This is a genomic window from Neobacillus sp. SAB-20_R2A, from assembly GCF_049568635.1.
Classification (GTDB): Bacteria; Bacillota; Bacilli; order Bacillales; family Cytobacillaceae; genus Neobacillus; species Neobacillus citreus.
Window position 1 is genome coordinate 3,213,080 of the sequence record NZ_CP145895.1, and the last position, 18,342, is coordinate 3,231,421.

13 protein-coding genes and 1 riboswitch are annotated in these 18,342 nt (G+C 41.3%); all 13 genes read right to left on the bottom strand.

Annotated features, from left to right (window positions below; genetic code table 11):
- Positions 1-25 precede the first annotated feature (25 nt).
- The 13 genes from cobT to V5M37_RS15745 all read right to left on the bottom strand — a co-directional run bounded on the left by cobT (position 26) and on the right by V5M37_RS15745 (position 17,999).
- Positions 26-1,072 carry a nicotinate-nucleotide--dimethylbenzimidazole phosphoribosyltransferase gene (cobT, locus tag V5M37_RS15685; RefSeq protein WP_423798114.1) on the bottom strand — a complete coding sequence of 349 codons (1,047 nt, stop codon included), beginning with the start codon at positions 1,070-1,072 and terminating at the stop codon, positions 26-28.
- Positions 1,069-2,457, bottom strand: a complete 1,389-nt coding sequence (locus V5M37_RS15690; RefSeq protein WP_423798115.1) for a cobyrinate a,c-diamide synthase — start codon at positions 2,455-2,457, stop codon at positions 1,069-1,071. Before V5M37_RS15690 ends, cobT begins: the two co-directional genes overlap by 4 nt.
- Positions 2,444-3,301, bottom strand: coding sequence for a heme ABC transporter ATP-binding protein (locus V5M37_RS15695; RefSeq protein WP_423798116.1), 858 nt, complete (start codon positions 3,299-3,301; stop codon positions 2,444-2,446). Before V5M37_RS15695 ends, V5M37_RS15690 begins: the two co-directional genes overlap by 14 nt.
- A gap of 3 nt (positions 3,302-3,304) precedes the next feature.
- Entirely contained in the window at positions 3,305-4,345 is a 1,041-nt protein-coding gene (locus V5M37_RS15700) for a FecCD family ABC transporter permease (protein ID WP_423798117.1), read from the bottom strand.
- Positions 4,342-5,322: a helical backbone metal receptor gene (locus tag V5M37_RS15705; protein ID WP_423802631.1), complete on the bottom strand. Its 981-nt coding sequence runs from the start codon at positions 5,320-5,322 to the stop codon at positions 4,342-4,344. Before V5M37_RS15705 ends, V5M37_RS15700 begins: the two co-directional genes overlap by 4 nt.
- Before the next feature lie 168 nt (positions 5,323-5,490).
- Positions 5,491-5,680: riboswitch (cobalamin riboswitch) on the bottom strand.
- Between the two features lie 247 nt (positions 5,681-5,927).
- Positions 5,928-8,117, bottom strand: coding sequence for a hydantoinase B/oxoprolinase family protein (locus V5M37_RS15710; RefSeq protein WP_423798118.1), 2,190 nt, complete (start codon positions 8,115-8,117; stop codon positions 5,928-5,930).
- Position 8,118: 1 nt separating this feature from the next.
- Positions 8,119-10,263 carry a hydantoinase/oxoprolinase family protein gene (locus V5M37_RS15715; protein ID WP_423798119.1) on the bottom strand — a complete coding sequence of 715 codons (2,145 nt, stop codon included), beginning with the start codon at positions 10,261-10,263 and terminating at the stop codon, positions 8,119-8,121.
- Positions 10,264-11,179: 916 nt separating this feature from the next.
- Complete coding sequence (locus V5M37_RS15720; RefSeq protein ID WP_423802632.1) at positions 11,180-12,124, bottom strand: glutaminase; 945 nt, start codon at positions 12,122-12,124, stop codon at positions 11,180-11,182.
- 157 nt (positions 12,125-12,281) lie between these two features.
- The gene (locus tag V5M37_RS15725) at positions 12,282-13,715 is read right to left on the bottom strand and encodes a M20 family metallopeptidase (protein ID WP_423798120.1); all 1,434 of its coding nucleotides are present in this window, start codon (positions 13,713-13,715) and stop codon (positions 12,282-12,284) included.
- A 38-nt stretch (positions 13,716-13,753) separates the two neighbouring features.
- On the bottom strand, positions 13,754-14,986 hold the full coding sequence (locus V5M37_RS15730; RefSeq protein WP_423798121.1) for an MFS transporter: 1,233 nt from the start codon (positions 14,984-14,986) through the stop codon (positions 13,754-13,756).
- A 328-nt stretch (positions 14,987-15,314) separates the two neighbouring features.
- A complete protein-coding gene (locus V5M37_RS15735) occupies positions 15,315-16,616 on the bottom strand; it encodes a hypothetical protein (RefSeq protein WP_423802633.1) in 1,302 nt (433 codons plus the stop codon).
- A 183-nt stretch (positions 16,617-16,799) separates the two neighbouring features.
- The gene (locus V5M37_RS15740) at positions 16,800-17,087 is read right to left on the bottom strand and encodes a hypothetical protein (RefSeq protein WP_423798122.1); all 288 of its coding nucleotides are present in this window, start codon (positions 17,085-17,087) and stop codon (positions 16,800-16,802) included.
- A 267-nt stretch (positions 17,088-17,354) separates the two neighbouring features.
- Positions 17,355-17,999 (bottom strand): DUF1510 family protein, encoded by a 645-nt coding sequence (locus tag V5M37_RS15745; protein WP_423798123.1) that lies wholly within the window; start codon positions 17,997-17,999, stop codon positions 17,355-17,357.
- Positions 18,000-18,342: the final 343 nt, after the last annotated feature.

Genomic DNA, 18,342 nt, shown 5'->3' on the forward strand with positions numbered 1-18,342 from the left:
TGGGCCTCCTAGTTTTGTGAAGTTTTCATTCGTCATTCTTTGAAATTCCTGCTGAGTGAAAGGTTGCCATTTCTTTTAACATTAATGCAGCCGATTGGATAATTGAATGGGAAATGGCTGCTCCTGTTCCTTCTCCAAGTCTTAGTCCTAAATCAATAATCGGCTTCTTCCCCAGTAATGAAAGTGCGATCTGATGACCAGGTTCAATGGATTGATGCGTTACAATCATATAGTCATCAACACCATGAGAGATTGATTTTGCAACTAAAGCTGCAACGGTACAAATAAATCCATCTACAAGAATCGGTACTCTCTTGCTCGCCGCAGCAAGCATTGCACCTGCTATTCCTGCTATCTCTAGTCCTCCCACTTTAGCAATGAGATCGATCGGATCTTTTGGATTAGGGTTCCTTTTTTCAAGTGCCTGTTTAATAATTTCGACTTTATGTAATAATGTTTCATCTGAAATCCCAGTCCCTTTACCTACTAGTAAAGAAATATCTTTACCGCTTAGAACAGCTAAGATGGCACTGCTTGAAGACGTATTTCCAATCCCCATCTCGCCGAGTATGAGACATTGTGCCCCTTTTTTGATGATTTGTAAGCCCTGCTGGTAACCTACTTCAATCGCTTGTTCAGCTTCTGCTCGGCTCATCGCATCCTCACGATAAAAATTCGCAGTACCATAACGAATCTTTTTATTTATTAGACTCTCATGTTCAATATCGTTTGCTACTCCAATGTCGATTACCTCAAGTAAGGCCCCTATTTGTCTACTAAACACATTGATCGCTGCACCACCGTTTAAAAAGTTCCGCACCATTTGCTCTGTCACGGCTTGCGGATAGGCCGAAACACCTTCGTTGGTAATTCCATGATCCGCTGCAAAAACGAGGACTCCAGGCGGTGTTACACTTGGAAATGCTTCATTTTTCATTTCTGCTAGTTCAATCGCCAATTCCTCCAGCCTCCCAAGGCTTCCGATTGGCTTTGTCAACGTATTAATATAGTCACTAACCTGTCTTCCCATTTCCTTGTTCACTTTTGGAATCGCTTCGAAAAGTTGCTTCATCCTATTCTCCCCTTACTAGCTTTAAACTCTAAACATTTTTCAATCCAATTCTCAACCAGCGCTGGATTGGAGCCAAAGTGAAAATGGGTGTAGCCAGCTACTAAGTTGTGTTGTAGATATCCTTCCTTGCTTACACCCCGCATCCCTTTCGTTTCATAGGCATGTGGGAGCTTCTCTTCGTTAGGCAAAAAGGAGGAATAATGAAATTCATGCCCTCTTGCTTTTTGATTTTTTATAATAAAATTGTCATTCAGACCACTAATCTCTCTGTACCCCAAAGCTTGCAAAGATGTTTTCATTTGTACCTTGCCTGGGATTACCCCAATCATTTGATACTTCTTCTTTTCCGTGGTTTCGATTGACTCGGTTAAATACATGAACCCGCCGCATTCAGCAAGAGTAGGTAATCCAGCTTCAATTTCATTTTTGATAGAATCCTTTGTCTTTTCATTACATTCAAGGACATGAGCGAATTCCTCCGGGAAGCCTCCTCCTATATAAAGGCCATCCACATCTTTTGGCAGTTCTTCATTAGCCAAAGGAGAAAAACAAACAATTTCTACACCATTCGCTTCCAACATTTCTAGATTCTCAGGATAATAGAAATTAAAGGCTTCATCTTTTGCAACGGCCATTTTCATGATCTTTTCTTTCTTCTTTTCAAACATGGAGGATGTTTCACGTACGGTTAGCGGTTCAGCTGCAGCTAATTCAAGCAGCTTGTCCATATCAATCGTCTCTAAAACTAAGTCTCCTAATTGATCGAAAAATGGAGTAAGTTCTCCTCTTTCAATGGAAGGAATAAGTCCAAGATGTCTTTCTGGGATTTCAATATTTAGCTCTCGTTTCAAATAGCCGATCACAGGAACATGACATTCCTGTTCAATCGCTTTTTTGACAAGCTGAAAATGCCCTTCGCTCCCAACTTTGTTGGCGATGACTGCTACAATATTGTGACCCTCCGCAAACATTTGAAACCCCTTCACAATCGCTGCTGCACTTCGGGCCATGCTTTCACAATTGACAACGAGCAATACAGGACTTTTGGTTATGATACTGATCTCTGCCGTACTGCCTTCATTCGTTTCCGGACTTTTCCCATCAAAAAATCCCATCACTCCTTCTATAATCGAAATATCTGCTTCACGACTTCCATGTGTGAAAATATCCAACACTCGATCATGTGTAAGCATCCAACTGTCTAAATTACGAGAAACTCGTTTGGTGACAGATGTATGATAAGAAGGGTCAATATAGTCAGGACCGCATTTAAAGCCTTGAACTGTTAAACCACGCTTTCTTAACGCTGCCATTAAACCAATTGTCAGTGTTGTTTTGCCAACACCACTACCCGTACCTGCAACTACTATTCTATTGATGGACATAGCTATTCCTCCGCTTTCTACTGATTCCTTCTTTACCTCTCCTCATAGGAACTGTACGCTCCACTATTCTTTCTCCTTGAAGGATAATTTGTGGGACTCCATAAACAGGGTGTTCCATTACAATGGGTGTAGTACCGTAAACTTGTTGGATCAAATCTGCTCGAATGATATGCTTCGGCGCTCCAGCCGCTACTATTCTCCCATTATGTAACAGCAGCAAACGATCACAGTACAGGGCAGCTATATTTAAATCATGCAGAACCGCGATTACGGTCATATCATCTTCTTGCTGCCATTCTCGAATCCGATCCATCAAAAGTACTTGATGACCAATATCGAGATAGGTGGTCGGTTCATCAAGCATTAGAAGCTTCGGCTGCTGTGCCATCGTCTTTCCAAGAGCTACACGCTGCCGCTCCCCTCCACTTAGGCTTTCAAGCAGGCGATCACTTAACTCAGATAAACCCATTTTCTCTATAATGGAATCGATTAGTGGTTCAATCTCTGTTTTTTCATCTCCGAGCCAATTTTGAAAAGGAAACCTCCCCATTTCGATAACCTCTCTTACCGTAAATCCAATTGGAGGTAGAGATTCCTGCTGCAATACTGCCAACCATTTAGCTAGTTCCTTACGGGTATATTGTTCAATCAGTTTCCCATTTAATTCAATTTTTCCGGTCGTCGCGCTATCGACTCCCGACAATAGCTTTAGCAATGTAGACTTGCCGCTTCCGTTTGGTCCAATGATCCCCAAGCATTCTCCACGTTTGACAGAAAAACTAATTTCATCAAGCACAGACTGGTTATCAAACCGTTTGCTTAAGCTTTCCACTTCAATTAACATCCATCAACTTCCCCCTGTCATTTGCTTGTTTCTACGAAGCAAGTACGCAAAGAATGGAGCGCCAAGAAATGCGGTCACAACCCCGAGCGGAATCTCCGTTGGGCTAAGTAATGTACGGGCAATCGTATCTGCCCAAAGGACATATATGGCACCAAATATCACTGACAATGGCAGTAATAATCGGTAATCCGGCCCAACGATAAGCCTCACTAGGTGTGGGACGACAAGTCCGACAAAACCAATCGTTCCTACGATTGACACTGCAGCAGAAGTGATTAAGGTGGAAACGACCAACACAACGAGCCGTGTCCGTTTAATGTTGACACCCAAATGTGCTGCCTGCCGCTCTCCTAATGCAAATAAATTTAGTGAACGTCCATACGACAGCAACACCACGATTCCAAATGCTAAATATGGCAAGAGCACAAACGTAAATGACCAACCTCTTAGGGCTAAACTTCCCATCAGCCAAAAAACGATTTCATTCACCACCTGATCGGACAGTGACACCATAAAGGAAACAAGTGACCCCAGAAAAGCAGAAACGACAACCCCAGATAAAATGATTGTTTCTAGTTTAAACTTTCCATGTACATTTGCTAAACGGAGTACAACAAGCAAACTAATCAGCCCTGTCACAAATGCAACCAATGGTATCGTCCAAATACCAAATAAACTAGTATGAAACCCGAATAAAATGATGAAAGCAGCACCTACCGCTGACCCAGATGCTACCCCTAATGTATACGGGTCTGCTAACGGGTTGCGTAACACTCCTTGAAAGCCAGCACCAGCAAGTGATAAGCACGCTCCAACAAGAATGGCAAGAAAAACCCGTGGCAAACGAACTTTTAAAATGATTTGCTCAGCTGATTCAGGCCAGTTGGAATCTATGAAACTATCTAAAAAAGGCAGCTGGTGTAAGAGAATTCCCCAAACTTGCGAAAGCGGCAGATTAGCAGAACCAAGCGATAAACTAATTACCCCTGAGAAAAGAAGGAGAACGAAACCCGCTCCCCCCCATATTGCTAATCTTCTTTTCATTTCTTAAACGATTCCGGATAAATGGCTTCGGCAATTTGCTTCAGTGCATCTGTTATTCTTGGTCCAGGTCTCGACATAATATTTCCTTCGATCCCCGTCAGTCGACCTTCTTTAATAGCTGTAATCTTATCCCAGCCGCTTCTAGATTTAATTAATTCCTCTAGCGGTTTGCCAGACTTATCATCAACAACATTTGCGGAATACAGAATGACATCCGGGTTATCCTGGATGATCTTCTCTTCATTGATGGCGTTCCAGCCTTTCATATCTGAGGCAATATTAACACCGCCCGCCATCGTAATCAGTTCATCCATAAATTCACCCTTGCCAACCGTCCAGCCTGGAGAAAATTCAATATAGACTTTTTTCTTATCTTCTTCCTTAATGGTTGCAGCAGCTTGTGTTACTGTGCGAATATCTTCCTTCATTTGAGCCACGAGTTTTTCTGCTTTTTCCTGAGTATCTGTAATGATGCCAATTTGGATAATATTATTTAAAATATCCTCAATCTTTTTCGGCTCAGTTTTATATACCTTAAGGTCTAGACCACGAAATTTCTCTGCAATATCATCCTTCATTGAAATGCCGCCAATCACTAAATCCGGATTAGCCGCCATAATGGCTTCCTCATTTGGCTTTGTCACCCCGCCTACTTTTGGCTTTGCCGCTGCTTCTTTAGGGTAATCATCATAATCAGATACACCGTAAATTTTATCGCCTAGGCCTAGAGCGAAAAGAATTTCCGTTTCTGATGGAGAGGTGGAAACAATACGTTCCGGGGCCTTATCAAAAGTTAATTCAGTACCCGTTGCATCCTTTACTGTAAGCGGGTAAACGGTTGCTTTGTCTGTTACCTCCTTCGTTGCTGTTTCGGATTTTCGGTTTTTATCTGCACCTGAAGATTCATTTGCTGTCCCACATGCGCTGATCGTCACCATCATTACTACAGTCAAAATTAATGCCAAAAACTTTTTCATTGCTCCATTCTCTTCCCTTCGTTTATAGTTCGAGATGAGCTTGATATCTTGAAGTCTTTCCCATAACAACGAAAAAGCCCTGCTTCCATTCGGAAACAGGGCGCGCGAAAATCAGAAAAAATAAACATATTTATACTGATTATGCCGATCCTTTTCCGCGAAGGATTTCGTTGGCAAGCTTAATAGGCAGGTTTCCTGGCTTACGGGTAACATGACTTCCTCTCCTTCCCATTCCTTAACTGGAACAGTGGTATTGCGAGGTTATCCCCGAATAACAGTGGCGGGACCGCGCCGGATTCACACCGGCTTCCCTTTTAACCTTATCCAATGATAAGGCACCTACTAGCTATGTCAGATTCAATTGGTCAAGCAAATTACTCAACTAGTATTATAGCAAATACTTCATGATTAGCAAATATTTGGTTTAGGGATAAAAGAAAAGACCATGCTTACTAATTAAGAAAGGGGGCATATTTACTTCCTTATATCATCGATTTAGGAAAAGATATTCCTCATTAAATTAACATAATATAATTATTGATTTAGGAAATAACGACAAACTGAGTCCAGTAAGCTGAACTCAGTTTGTCGTGACTATCTAATGATTAGTTTGTGAGGACATAATCGTTAAATTCTTTAACATCTTCCGTTAACACGTCTGATTGCAGTAAGGTGCCGCAGGAAGGACAAATTGCTTCGTGTAGTTCAGCCTTCCCAGATTCCCGGGGCTGGACATAAATCCCCAGTTCAGACATCGTTTCCACTAAATCAGCTTTTCGCTGTACGGCTCCTTCCTTCCAGTTCATATTGCTTTCGGACAGTTCATGATCGCAGAAGTTACAAGAAACTAATTTTTTGCCTGCTTTATTGACAAATTTTAACGGAACCTTTAATTTCTCCTGTTCAGAGACCTCAACTTCAGGATTCCGGCCGATCCGGTCACGACGAATGGAGCGGCGTTTTTCATGGCTTGCCTCTAAGTCAACTCTTCGTTCAGATGCATTCCAGATTACTCCATACGCTTTTTCAGCCAGATCAGGGGTAATATATCCATCCTGTAAATCTTTTTCCACCTTTTCAATTGGACGCAATAACGGATCTCCGATTCCGGCCCCGCCGCCTGTCACTTGCTTAAACACTGCCTTTGGACCAAGAGGCATTCCGGCAATATGGTTGGGAAGGGTCGTATAATTGGTAAGCTCATTAGGAATTGGCAGACGTCCATGTTCGGCAATGAACTGGTTGATATCAAATTCATCAATCTTATTAAAAGAACTCGTTCCACCCGGGTATCCGCCCAGAGTGCCATGTGCAGGCATTTCGGCACAGGCGTTTTCAATGGTACCGAGTAATCCTTGATTGTTGTACGGCATCCAGGCATAATCCATTCCCTGACCGCCGCGATGATATCCGGGACCTCCGGAATTCACGTTAATTTTTCGGTAAAAATAAAACATCGGGTACAGCCCTTCATTTGTTTCCACATCAGGAATTCCATTATTCTGCTGCATTTCAAATGCGCCAATATCCAGTCCATCGCAGGTAGCCTGGGCACCCACACCGCCAGAACCGCAATCAAATGCAGGAAACGCTGTATACTGGCCATATTGATCCAACCCGACCCAAGAATTCCCCGGCCAATTGTTGTGACCAATCGCAGCAACCCGGTTCCTCAGCCAAGGATTTTCGCTGAGCTGCAACGCTTTAAAAATTCCCTCGTAAAAAGCTTTACCCGCTTTTCCTGTTGTTTCCATGTGCCCGCACGAAACAGGAGCCGGGATCACAGGGTTTACAATCGTTCCAGGCGGTCCGAGTTCAATTGTGAGCGGTCGCAGCATTCCTGCATTGACCGGAATATCACAGCCAATGGTCATCGCAATGACGCCATACAAACCTCCATAAATAGCACCTGGTCCCGCATTGATAAACCCATCTGCCTGTGGGGAGGATCCACTTAAATCAACATGGAGGTGATCTTCTTCCACTGTTAATTTACATTCCACCGGATAGAGATTATCCGCTCCATGGCCATCGTACTCCACCCATTCTTTTGTGTGATAAACTCCATTTGGAATATCCCGGATGCGTTTGCGAATCGTTTGTTCGGCTAAATCCTTGTTAATTTCACAATACCGCTTGTAATCCTCTAAACCGTATTTATCGATCAGCGCATTAACCCTTCGTTCGGCGGTAATATTAGCGGCGATTAAACTTTTCACATCATTAATGACAGGGATTGGAAGGCGAACATTGTTCATCAGGATCCTTTGGATATCCCGATTCATTCTTCCTCTTTCCATAATCCGAACAGCAGGGAAGCTAATCGCTTCACTATATACATCATAAGCTGCGGGCGCCCAGCCACCTGGCGACATTCCGCCAACATCGAGAACGTGAGCGTTAGAAAATGACCATCCGACCAATTCATCCTGATAAAAAATCGGTGAGATAATCCCAACATCCCCTTGATGAATGGCCCCTGCGGAGTAAACATCATTACAAATAAAGGCGTCCCCCGGATGAATATCCTCGAGCTCATATTCCCTTAAGACGGCTTGTACGCCAATTAACGAAGAACCAATATGGGCTACTACGTAACCGGAAAAAGCAATATGTTCACCATTCACATCAAAGACAGCTGTGGAAAAATCCTGCGCCTCCGTTAAGACTGGAGAGCCGGAAGTCCGCAATAGTGTGGTAGCCATCTCTTCCACAACACTTTTCAACCGTGATTGAATCACCTGGGCGGTAAATGCATCAAACTCTTTTTGTGGTTGGACTTTTTCCATTGCCATATTATTTGCCTCCTTGACCTTCGGTAACTAACGTTTTTTGTTCGTTCTCCACAGTTTCAAGTGTCAGACAATAGTTGCCATATTGATCCACCCTGATGTAGGCATCCTCAGGTATATAAATGGTGGTATCTTTTGCTTCAATGACGGCGGGGCCATTGACCTCCATTCCAGTATTTAAAAGTTCAGCCTTATAGATGGAAACTACTTTTGTCTGCCGTTCCTGAGGCAAGTAAACTTCCCTTTCGGCTGTCTTGGCAGAACCTGCGATGGAATGGCTTCGGCTAAAGGTTTGTAACGATGGCTTTTGAATGGTTCCGATTCCGGTAACCCTAACATTTAATAGAATCGTTAAGTGATCGGCCCCATCCCATGATGTTCCAGTACCGTACAATCTTTCGTATTCTTCGGAGAAGGCTTTTGCCAATACAGCGCGATCGTCTTCGGTCAAGGACCGTTTTGGAAGCGGAATCGTCAACTCAAAGGCTTGAGTTCCAAATTTAAAGTCGCCTTCCCAAACAATCCTGATATCATTTTCATTAAAACCATTATCCGCCAAATCCTTCTGGGCAAGGGCGGTTAATTCAGCTAATTTATCGTTCAATGCATTGACATCACCATTTGCCAAATTCCAATTCACGGTTTGGACGTAGCTTCTGCTATAATCAGACCAGAGTAAACCGTATGCCGAGAAAACCGATGCATTATTTGGGATGATCACATTTTTGATGCCAAGCTCCTGAGCAATAGCTGCAATATACAAGGCCGATGCCCCACCGTAAGAAATCATCGTAAATTCACGAGGGTCATGACCTTTTTCAATGGAAACGGCTCGAACCGCATTGCTCATGTTCGCGATGACTAGATCAAATAGACCCGCTGCAGCTTCTACGGTTGGAATAGCAAGCGGCCGGGCGATTTTTTCATCAATCGCTTTAATGGCTGCCTCTTTATTTAATTTAACGGACCCGCCAAGGAAATAGTCGGGGTCAATAAAATTGAGGGCAACGGCAATATCCGTAACAGTTGGTTCTGTTCCGCCGCGGTTATAACACGCTGGTCCCGGTTGTGAGCCTGCACTCTTTGGCCCAACTTGCGGGAGTCCCTGCTCATTCAGCCAAGCAACGCTTCCCCCGCCAGCCCCGATCGCATTGATATCAACAAGCGATAGGCCTGTATCAAGACGATTGACACGGGCACGGTGAATATGGGTGATTTCATTGTTTACAATAACCGAAGTATCAAAGCTTGTGCCGCCCATATCGGCCGTAATGATGTTTTTCAATTGAAGTGCTTTTCCAAGACTGTTGGCTGCAACCACTCCGCCAACAGGGCCGGAATTTAATAGGCTGATAGGCTTTTCACTGGCTTCGCTTGTTGTGGTAATTCCTCCGGTAGATTGAATCATTCCTACAGGAACTCTCAATCCCCTTTCTGCTAGCCGTTTTTCTAAGCTTGTCAGATATTCACGGGCCCCTCTTGATGTAAACGCATTCAAAGTAGTGGTTACCATTCGTTCATATTCCCGGGACACAGGGTAAATATCTGAAGAAACTGAAACAAATAAATCCGGGTACATCTCATGAATGATTGATTTCACCCGTTGTTCATGACCTGGATTGCGGAAAGACCATAAGAAACAAACCGCAATTGCTTCAACGCCTTTTTCCTCAACCAAATAACGGATTTGCTGCCGTGCCTGTTCCTCGTTTAATGGAACAACCGCTTTACCGGAGTAATCAACCCTCTCCCAAACCTCCGCAATACAATCTCGTTGAACAAGCTCTGGAGGAGGCACTTGTGTTTGTAAATCGAATTCATTCGTCCGTGCAGAACGGGCGATGCGCAATGTATCTTTAAATCCTTGTGTCGTAAGCAGGCCTACCTTCATGCCCTTTAATTCGGCAAGCGCATTTGTCACAATGGTCGTCCCATTCACAAACACTTTCGTTTTCCGGAGGAGCTCGGAAACACTTATGTGCAATTCTTCATTGCATATGCGTTCTAATGCATGAATGATTCCTTCAGGGTAATCGTCCGGTGTGGTAAATGCTTTTGATCGAAAAACTTTCCCCTCTTCGTTCACAACAACTAAATCGGTAAATGTTCCTCCAATATCGACGCCGATACTAAATTGATGGTTAGCCATTAGTGATTCTCCTTTGCACATTTTTAGGACTGCTATTTTACAAAGATTTTAGATAAACATAAAAGATATATTCCGCTAGATTGAAACTCCCGCTCCCACCTCCTTAAATGTCCAACTCTCATAATTGCCCCCTCATTTATAACCAGTATTAATTTAATAGATTATGGTCATTTCCATATTAATCTGTTTTCTAATGCCCTATCATTTGCCAATCGTTTTTCTAAAACAAATTTCGCATCAAAGTCCATCTAAATCCTTGTTTACCCATCCTTAGCTCAGTGGTTTTTTCGTTACAAAAAGAGACAGCAAAAAATACCGCACTTAATGCAGATACACGATCACTCCCCACTTTTTAAAATTTAGGTTATGTAAGGGTATTAAATGATTCCCTCCTATTCAATTAGATAAATTGCCGGTCGAAATATGTTTTTGCTTATCTGAAGATGGGAAATTTGAAATGTTAAGAGGTTATAGGGGTTGTAGTTTTAAATGAACGTTCATTTTTTTAAGCCTCACTCAATTTTCAATTTTAATTATAATATTCTGAAAAGTCAATATTTTAAAGTGACTTTTCACTGAAAACTTTTCTACAAAATTACTAAATTTATTTAATATTAGACCAATCAAAATTCTTCAAACTTTTATTAAAGAATCCTAGCGAAATAGAGTAGGCGCATGAAGAATTTCATGCGCCTCTCACAGACCGTACGTGCATAAATGAACGGCTTCTACTTTCTCCTCAAAGGATAATTTTCTGGAATGACTCATAAGGGATTTCCTCCGTTGCGTTTGTCTCGTCTCCTTAGCATTTCTTTTTTTAAAAAAGGAGAAACAGTAAATAGAACAAAAAAGGCTTATATCCAAGTTTTGCAACATATCCTGGATATAAAGCCCTAGTTTAGAGTGCATGATAGCATCAAAAAATACTTAAATCCCATTCTCTTGCTATGTGCTTTAACAACATCTTCCCTGCAACGCTATTTCCACATTCATCTATTGCTGGACCATATATTCCAATACCAAATCCATCCGGAAAAGGAGACTTCTGAGTACTGGCATGGGCCGGAACGGCAACCATGATACCTCCTGAAACTCCGCTCTTGGCGGGTAAACCGATATGAGCTGCAAATTTACCAGAAGCGTTATACATTCCGCAGGTAACCATCAATGCTTTTGTTAATTTGGCAACTTCTTTTGGAAAAATCTGTTCCCGTCGAATTGGATGGAATCCATCGTAAGCAAGAACTAAACCAATCATAGCTATATCCTGGGTATTTACCTCCACAGAACACTGCTTTAAATAGACCTCTAAAGCTTCCTCAACAGTTGATTCTAAAAATCCTGTCTCTTTCAAGTAATAAGCCAAGGCTCGATTACGATGAGCCGTTTGCCATTCCGACTGAAATACTTCCTCATTGATGGACGGGCGTTTTCCTACCATCTTCTCAAATAATGTCAAAAACGATTCGACTTTTTCAAGTGGTGATCTTCCTCCAAGCAAAGAAGCTACAGTAAGCGCACCCGCATTAATCATAGGATTAAAAGGTCTTCCCGGCTTGTGAACTTCCAACCGAATAATCGAATTAAACGCATCTCCAGTTGGTTCTACATCTACTCTATCTAGGACATATTTAGTACCGAAGTCTAAACAGGCAGCAATAAAGCTAATAACCTTCGAAATACTTTGTAAGGTAAAAGTGGCTTCACACTCTCCGGACTTTAAGACCATTCCATCCGGTCCTGCCATCACAATTCCTAATTGAAATGGATTCACCTTGTCTAAGGCAGGAATATAAGAAGCACATCGACCACCATTGGCATAGGAACGAAAGTCCTCAACCCATTTATCTAAATTGACCATATTCCTTTGTATTTCAAATGGTTTATCTTGATCATACGGAATTGCAACAGCCATGGTCCATCTTTCCTTTCTTTAGATGCGAAATTAAGGGCAACCACAATAAGCGGGGGTTGTTTTCATCCCCCACTTATTGTTAGTTGAACATATTTTTATAACCTTACTTTTGTACACAGACTGCCTTTTGAGGCCGTACCACATTTTCAGGAATGAGAGAAACATATGGTTCCCCTTCCAAGCGTTCTTTCCATTCTGCTTTAGCCTGATCAATAATATCTTGATTCTGCATAGCTTCGATGGCTGTGCATGCAATCACTTTTCCCGCTTGAAGCATGCCTTTGTGGCCGATAGGCATTGCGCCTTGGGACACTACTTGCCAAGTATGAAGCGGCGTTCCAAGTGCGAAACAGGTTGTCAAACATTGCATCGTTGGAACAACCCAACTAACATCACCAACATCTGTCGACCCCGATAAGGCAGCCTCATCGCCAAGAGGTGGGATGAGATCTGCAATCTCTTTATCTTTTAATTTCTTTGCTGTTTCTTTATCTAATCCAGCTAGATCAGCACGAATGTCTTCCGGAGAAAGAGTCGCATGGATTTCTTTAGCGAACTTCCGGTCAAATTCATCATAAGAAGGAACACCGACAGCCATTAAATTTTTGTACATAATCTCTGCTAAGGTTGTATTTGGAATTAAATCTGATGCAGTCCCTTCAAACTCCACTTCCATCGTTGTACCAGTCATTAAAGCCGCACCTTTTGCAATATTGCATACACGTTCGTATAAATCGATTACTTGCTGCTTTTTCGGGGCACGGATAAAATAAACAACTTCAGCATGTGGTTGAACGACATTTGGAGAAGTTCCGCCTGTATCTGTAATCGCATAATGCACTCTCGCTTCCGGAATCATATGCTCTCTTAAATAATTGACTCCGATGTTCATCAATTCCACCGCATCTAATGCACTTCGGCCAAGGTGAGGGGCAGCTGCAGCATGCGCACTCTTTCCATTAAACTTAAACGTCGCAGAGTAGTTTGCTAGGGTGCTAACATTCCATATACCAGCTACGGACGACGGATGCCAGGAAAGCGCTAGGTCAACATCATCAAACAATCCCGCACGTGCCATAAACGCTTTACCAGAGCCCGCCTCTTCAGCCGGACAACCATAATAACGGACCGTCCCCTTCAAACCTGTTTGCTCCATATATTCTTTAACGGCAACTGCAGCAGCAAATGAACCGGTTCCCAGCAAGTTATGGCCGCATCCATGCCCATGGCCGCCTGAAACCAACGGGGCATGCTCGGCAAGGCCTTTTTGCTGGCTCAGACCTGATAAAGCATCGAATTCTCCTAAAATAGCTATGATGGGTTTACCAGTTCCATAGCTTCCAATAAACCCGGTTTGCAGTCCGGCAACCTCTCTTTCAACCTGAAACCCTTCCTCTTCCAATGCTTGACAAATATATTTGGAAGATTGATGTTCTTCAAAATAGATTTCCGGGCAGCTCCAAATTTGATCACTTAGCTCAATCATTTTATCTCTCTTTTTTTCGATTAGTTCAGAAATATGTTCGTGCAAATTCATTTACAAAACCTCCCTCAAAATTTTTCCAGTTAATGCATTTAGGCTGTAGCTTCTTCGTTTGGCTGGAGGAGATCTGCTTTTTTACCATTTATACTTAATATCGCTCCAATACAGATAATGGCGAAAAGAATTAACATCCAAAAAGCAGCATTAAAGGAACCATGAAATGCATCGACGATAAATCCTATCGCCATCGGAGTAATAAAGCCGGCCAATTGTCCGCCAGTATTGGCAATTCCCATCGCCGTACCAGTGACAGAGGACGGCAATTGTTTAAGTATGATAGCTGGTAATAGAATAATGACAAAGGCAATAAATAGGTTAACAATCGTTTGATACGTGATAAAAGAGGTAACACTTGTAGCAGTAAACATTAAGTACAGCAATATGCCAATAACGGCACAAGAAAGGCCTCCTGCCAATCTTTCTCGTCCCGCTGGCAGCTTATCGATGATATACCCACCAAAAAAGATCCCAGCTAGCATCGTTATACCAGGAATCGTCTGAACCCAGCCAAGGGAAATTAAATCAAGACCGCGTGTTTTCACTAGATAGGTTGGGATCCATGTCGCCAGTCCCCAGTTAACGGCATAAATACAGAAATAAGCAATAACTAAACTCCATATCATAGGCATTTTAAACAACGAACGGAAAATTCCCTTTTGATTCGATGCAACAGTTTGAGTCGCGTGATCTCCCAAATTGCTTTTTGGAAGTTTAATGAAGTACCAATAAAGAACTGTGATAATAACACCGGAGATTCCCATGATGACAAATGTGGTTCGCCAGCCGATCGTTGTAAGCAGCGCCGCAGATGCGATCGGGATAATAAGAGTCATAATCCCGCTTGATGACAGCATCACCGACATGGCGCGAGCACGTTCCTCTTTAGGAAACGTTAGTGATATGATTTTGGAAGCGGAAGGCTGAAAACCACCCTCTCCAATACCAAATAGAAAGCGGATCATAACCATAGAGGCAAGGGACCAAGCAGCACCAGTCAATCCTGTAAAGATCGACCACATGATTACTGCGACAAGGAGAACTTTTCTAGGTCCGAATCGGTCTGCCAGCCATCCCCCGGGCATTTGCATAATCGCATATCCGGCAAAAAAACTGCTTAGTAAGAGTCCGGTAGAGGATGCACTCAAATGTAAGTCTTCCGTAATGGACAATACAGCAAAATTCATGATATATCGATCTATATTACCTAATGACCACCCCAGGAAAAGTAACGCTAGAATCCAATTTCTTGTGCGTTTTGATATCATATTTCCAATTCCTCCTGTTTAAAATGCAAATATTTTTTGTAGCTGTTAATGAAACGCACTTTCCATTCCAAAATGGGAAATAGCTAAAATTTTTTTTTGAAATACCAAATTTTAGTAGCGTTTTCATTTTTAAATCCAACCTAAAAGTAATAAATGGGACTTGCTGCTCCCTGTTATTTCCTCCTTTTACCAACAGAAGAGAAACAGTTGTTTTCTATTTACGACAATATAACGAAAATTTCGTTATATTTATTTTATGAGAAAATTTCGTTTCCTTCAATAGTTTTTTTATTCCAAGACAAAAAAATAAGCATCCTTATTGGAATGCTTATTTCAACCGGTAAATTTTAATTGGCCTTCCTCGATTATGTTGCGACTCTTCACCAATACACTCGGCCAAGCCTATGTCACACAGTTCAGCCACAATCCGCTGAGCATTTCTTTCACCCATTTGGAGATTTGCAGCTAATTCCTTCGTCGTAAAATCACTCCAACTCATTTTTTTAATCAAAGCGTCTATTTTCTTGAAAGTTTTGACACTGATGTTTCCGTTCTTTAATTTCTCCAATAAATCTTTATCATCCGTACGGTAAGAATAAGTCAGTTCCTCCTCCTGACCTGCTGACTCAACGACCATTCCATCATCTTGAATAATAACAATCCCATGTTCCACTTTTTTCTTAGACTGTTGAAGTGCACGGTGGGCATGTATTTCTGCCGTTAATACCGTCTTACCAAATCCAATCCCAACGGAAACAGCTGTATTAGCTTCAAGAGACAAGAATTGGGTCTTTTCCTTTAATGCCTGAATCTCCCTTTCAATTGCACCCCGAGAACTAAAAATGGTATACCGTCCATTTCCTTCCTCAAAGAGAGAACCGTCTATTTTTTCACAAAGCTGGATTAGTGTCTCCTTCATCCTTAGCTCTAAATATTGGACTTGATAGGTTTTCTCCATTTTCTCTTTAATAGAGTCGAAATCTTCTACCTCGATTTTTACAACACCAATTTGAGTATCTTTATAGTATGAAGTCTTGATCTTCTCGAAAAAAATCCTCATGGTTTGAAAAATTTCAATTTGAGTTGGTGACATTACGTTTGCCGGGACACCAGCTTTACTTAAAGCCTCATGAACAGTGGGGTAACATGTCAAAGCACCATCAGTTTTCTTTTGTTCCCATAAATCATAATGGAATTGAAACAATTCCTCGGTATCAATGTCAACGTCAAACGTTTTCAAGTAAAGATCAGTTATCGTCTTTTGTAACTGCTTCACACTTTCTCCTTCGGCTACATTCGTGGGAGCAAATATATCGATGCTGACTCGATCTAGTAATCTCCCTTGAGAATAAACCAGTTCCATGAAACTTTTATAGGTACTGGATTCCGTTGAGTATATATAAACAGACTTTTCGTCCAATGATATTGTTTTTGTAGCAACCCTGTATGGGATATATCCTGAAAAAAGCCAAAAATCAACTTGTTTATCATGTTCTGTAATGATTTTTTCCACTTCCTTCGCCTCTGTATAGGTGAAAGGGATAAATTCCATTTCTTTTTCCATTTCAGTCGCCACGTTGAGAATTCGCTGTACGGACGAACTGGGGCCAACTACGCCAATTCTATACATTTTCATTTTTCCTACTTTCTTCACTCTATATAATAATATTTTAGCTTCAGCTTATCATTAAATCCATTCCTTTGTCCGTTAGTTTAACCTTTCTAATTATCCCTTTTCGAAATCTGTCTGATTCGAAAAGCCTTGTTCGGTTATTAGCCGTAAAACAAAAAAACCAACCTCTTTATTGGTTGGTTATATAAGCAAACCTTTTTTTCTCCTAATTCCCTTAACTGTTTCAATAAGTACCATTATTGAATAACCAAAGAGGAAAATTAAAAATAAAACAATACCGTAAAAAAAGAAAGTAGCCTTATAACCAATTGGGGCAACTAATTGAAGTGATGTAAACAGAAAAATAATCAAATATACTTCAAATAAAATAAGAAAACATAAAAACAGAAGATACGGTATAACTATTTTTTTATGAAAAATCTGTTTTAAAGTAAAACCTTCCCACATTAAATCAGCTATTCGTCTCAAATATACCCCTTCTTATATCCTTTTGTATATTATATTCTGAATTTTCCGTAAATATCCTTTAGACTTATTGCATTTTCGGCAATAAATTTTAAGTATTTTTCAATCCTCTCACCTTATATTCTTCTATTAATAATTCCATCCAATAGAAATTAGGTCAGTTGATTCTATATGGTTATAAAATATCAACTTTCTTTCAAAGCAAAACAAAAGGCTATCTAATGTTTCTAGACAGCCTTAGGACATTCTTTGGTACATCCTTTTTCCTTTTTATGAAGCTGGTTCAACTTTTGTTGCTTGATAGCCTGAGCCAGTCCATTGGAGATACACACGATATTTGGGCGAACCTTGCGCCTTTGCTGATACCGTCCCGACTGAGCCACCAGGGTTGCTTTTGTCGCTCCCTAAAAACCATACCGTCATATTACTTTGATCGATTCCAGTAGCAGAAGAGATTGCCTGCAGCATCTGCTGCCAATCTTGAGAACTTGAATCATAGTTTGTAACATGCTGCTGATCCGTTTGTGCCGGTGTTTCCGGTGCAGGTGATGTTGTTGAATTTACCTGTGAGCTATCCGAAGACGATGAGGATGCATCGCCTGCTGCTGGATCGCTATTCGTTTGATCACTTTGAGTTTGATCTTCAGACGATGATTCGTCATTTGTTTGATCACTTGATGAACTCTCTTTCTCAGCTGGCTTATCCTTCTCTATATTATTCTGAACAGATTTTTTTTCGGCTGAAGCTGGAACACTTTTTTGAGATGCTGCCTTGTCATCTCCTCCCGAAAAAATCGAATAAGATACAAATGCAATAAGTATAAGGACAATTACAATTGATCCGTTTAAAATGATATTGATTTTTTTCTTCTTTGCTCTGTGCGTTGCACGTGAGTCGTCTAGAAAATTTTTCAAAATAACCACTCTCCCAAAACTGAGACTCTCAACATTCTACCATGTGTGAGGAATAACTTGAAGTATTCTATCACCATATTCCACATTTTGGTACCTTTTCTCTATTTTCTAATACTTTCATGAAGCTTTTTTACTATTCCAGAAAGCAACTTTATGCCCCTTTTTAGTTACCAGCCACATTTCAACTTTATTGTTTCCTAACTTTTAAGTACTATGATTCTATCCAATCCTAACGGGAGCCTCCACCCCCCATTTAAAACAATTGGAGTAATTTCAAGCTCCTCTGCTTTAAAAGAGCTTCGAAATTAATTATTATATCGAAATAAGATATAATGAAAAAAAA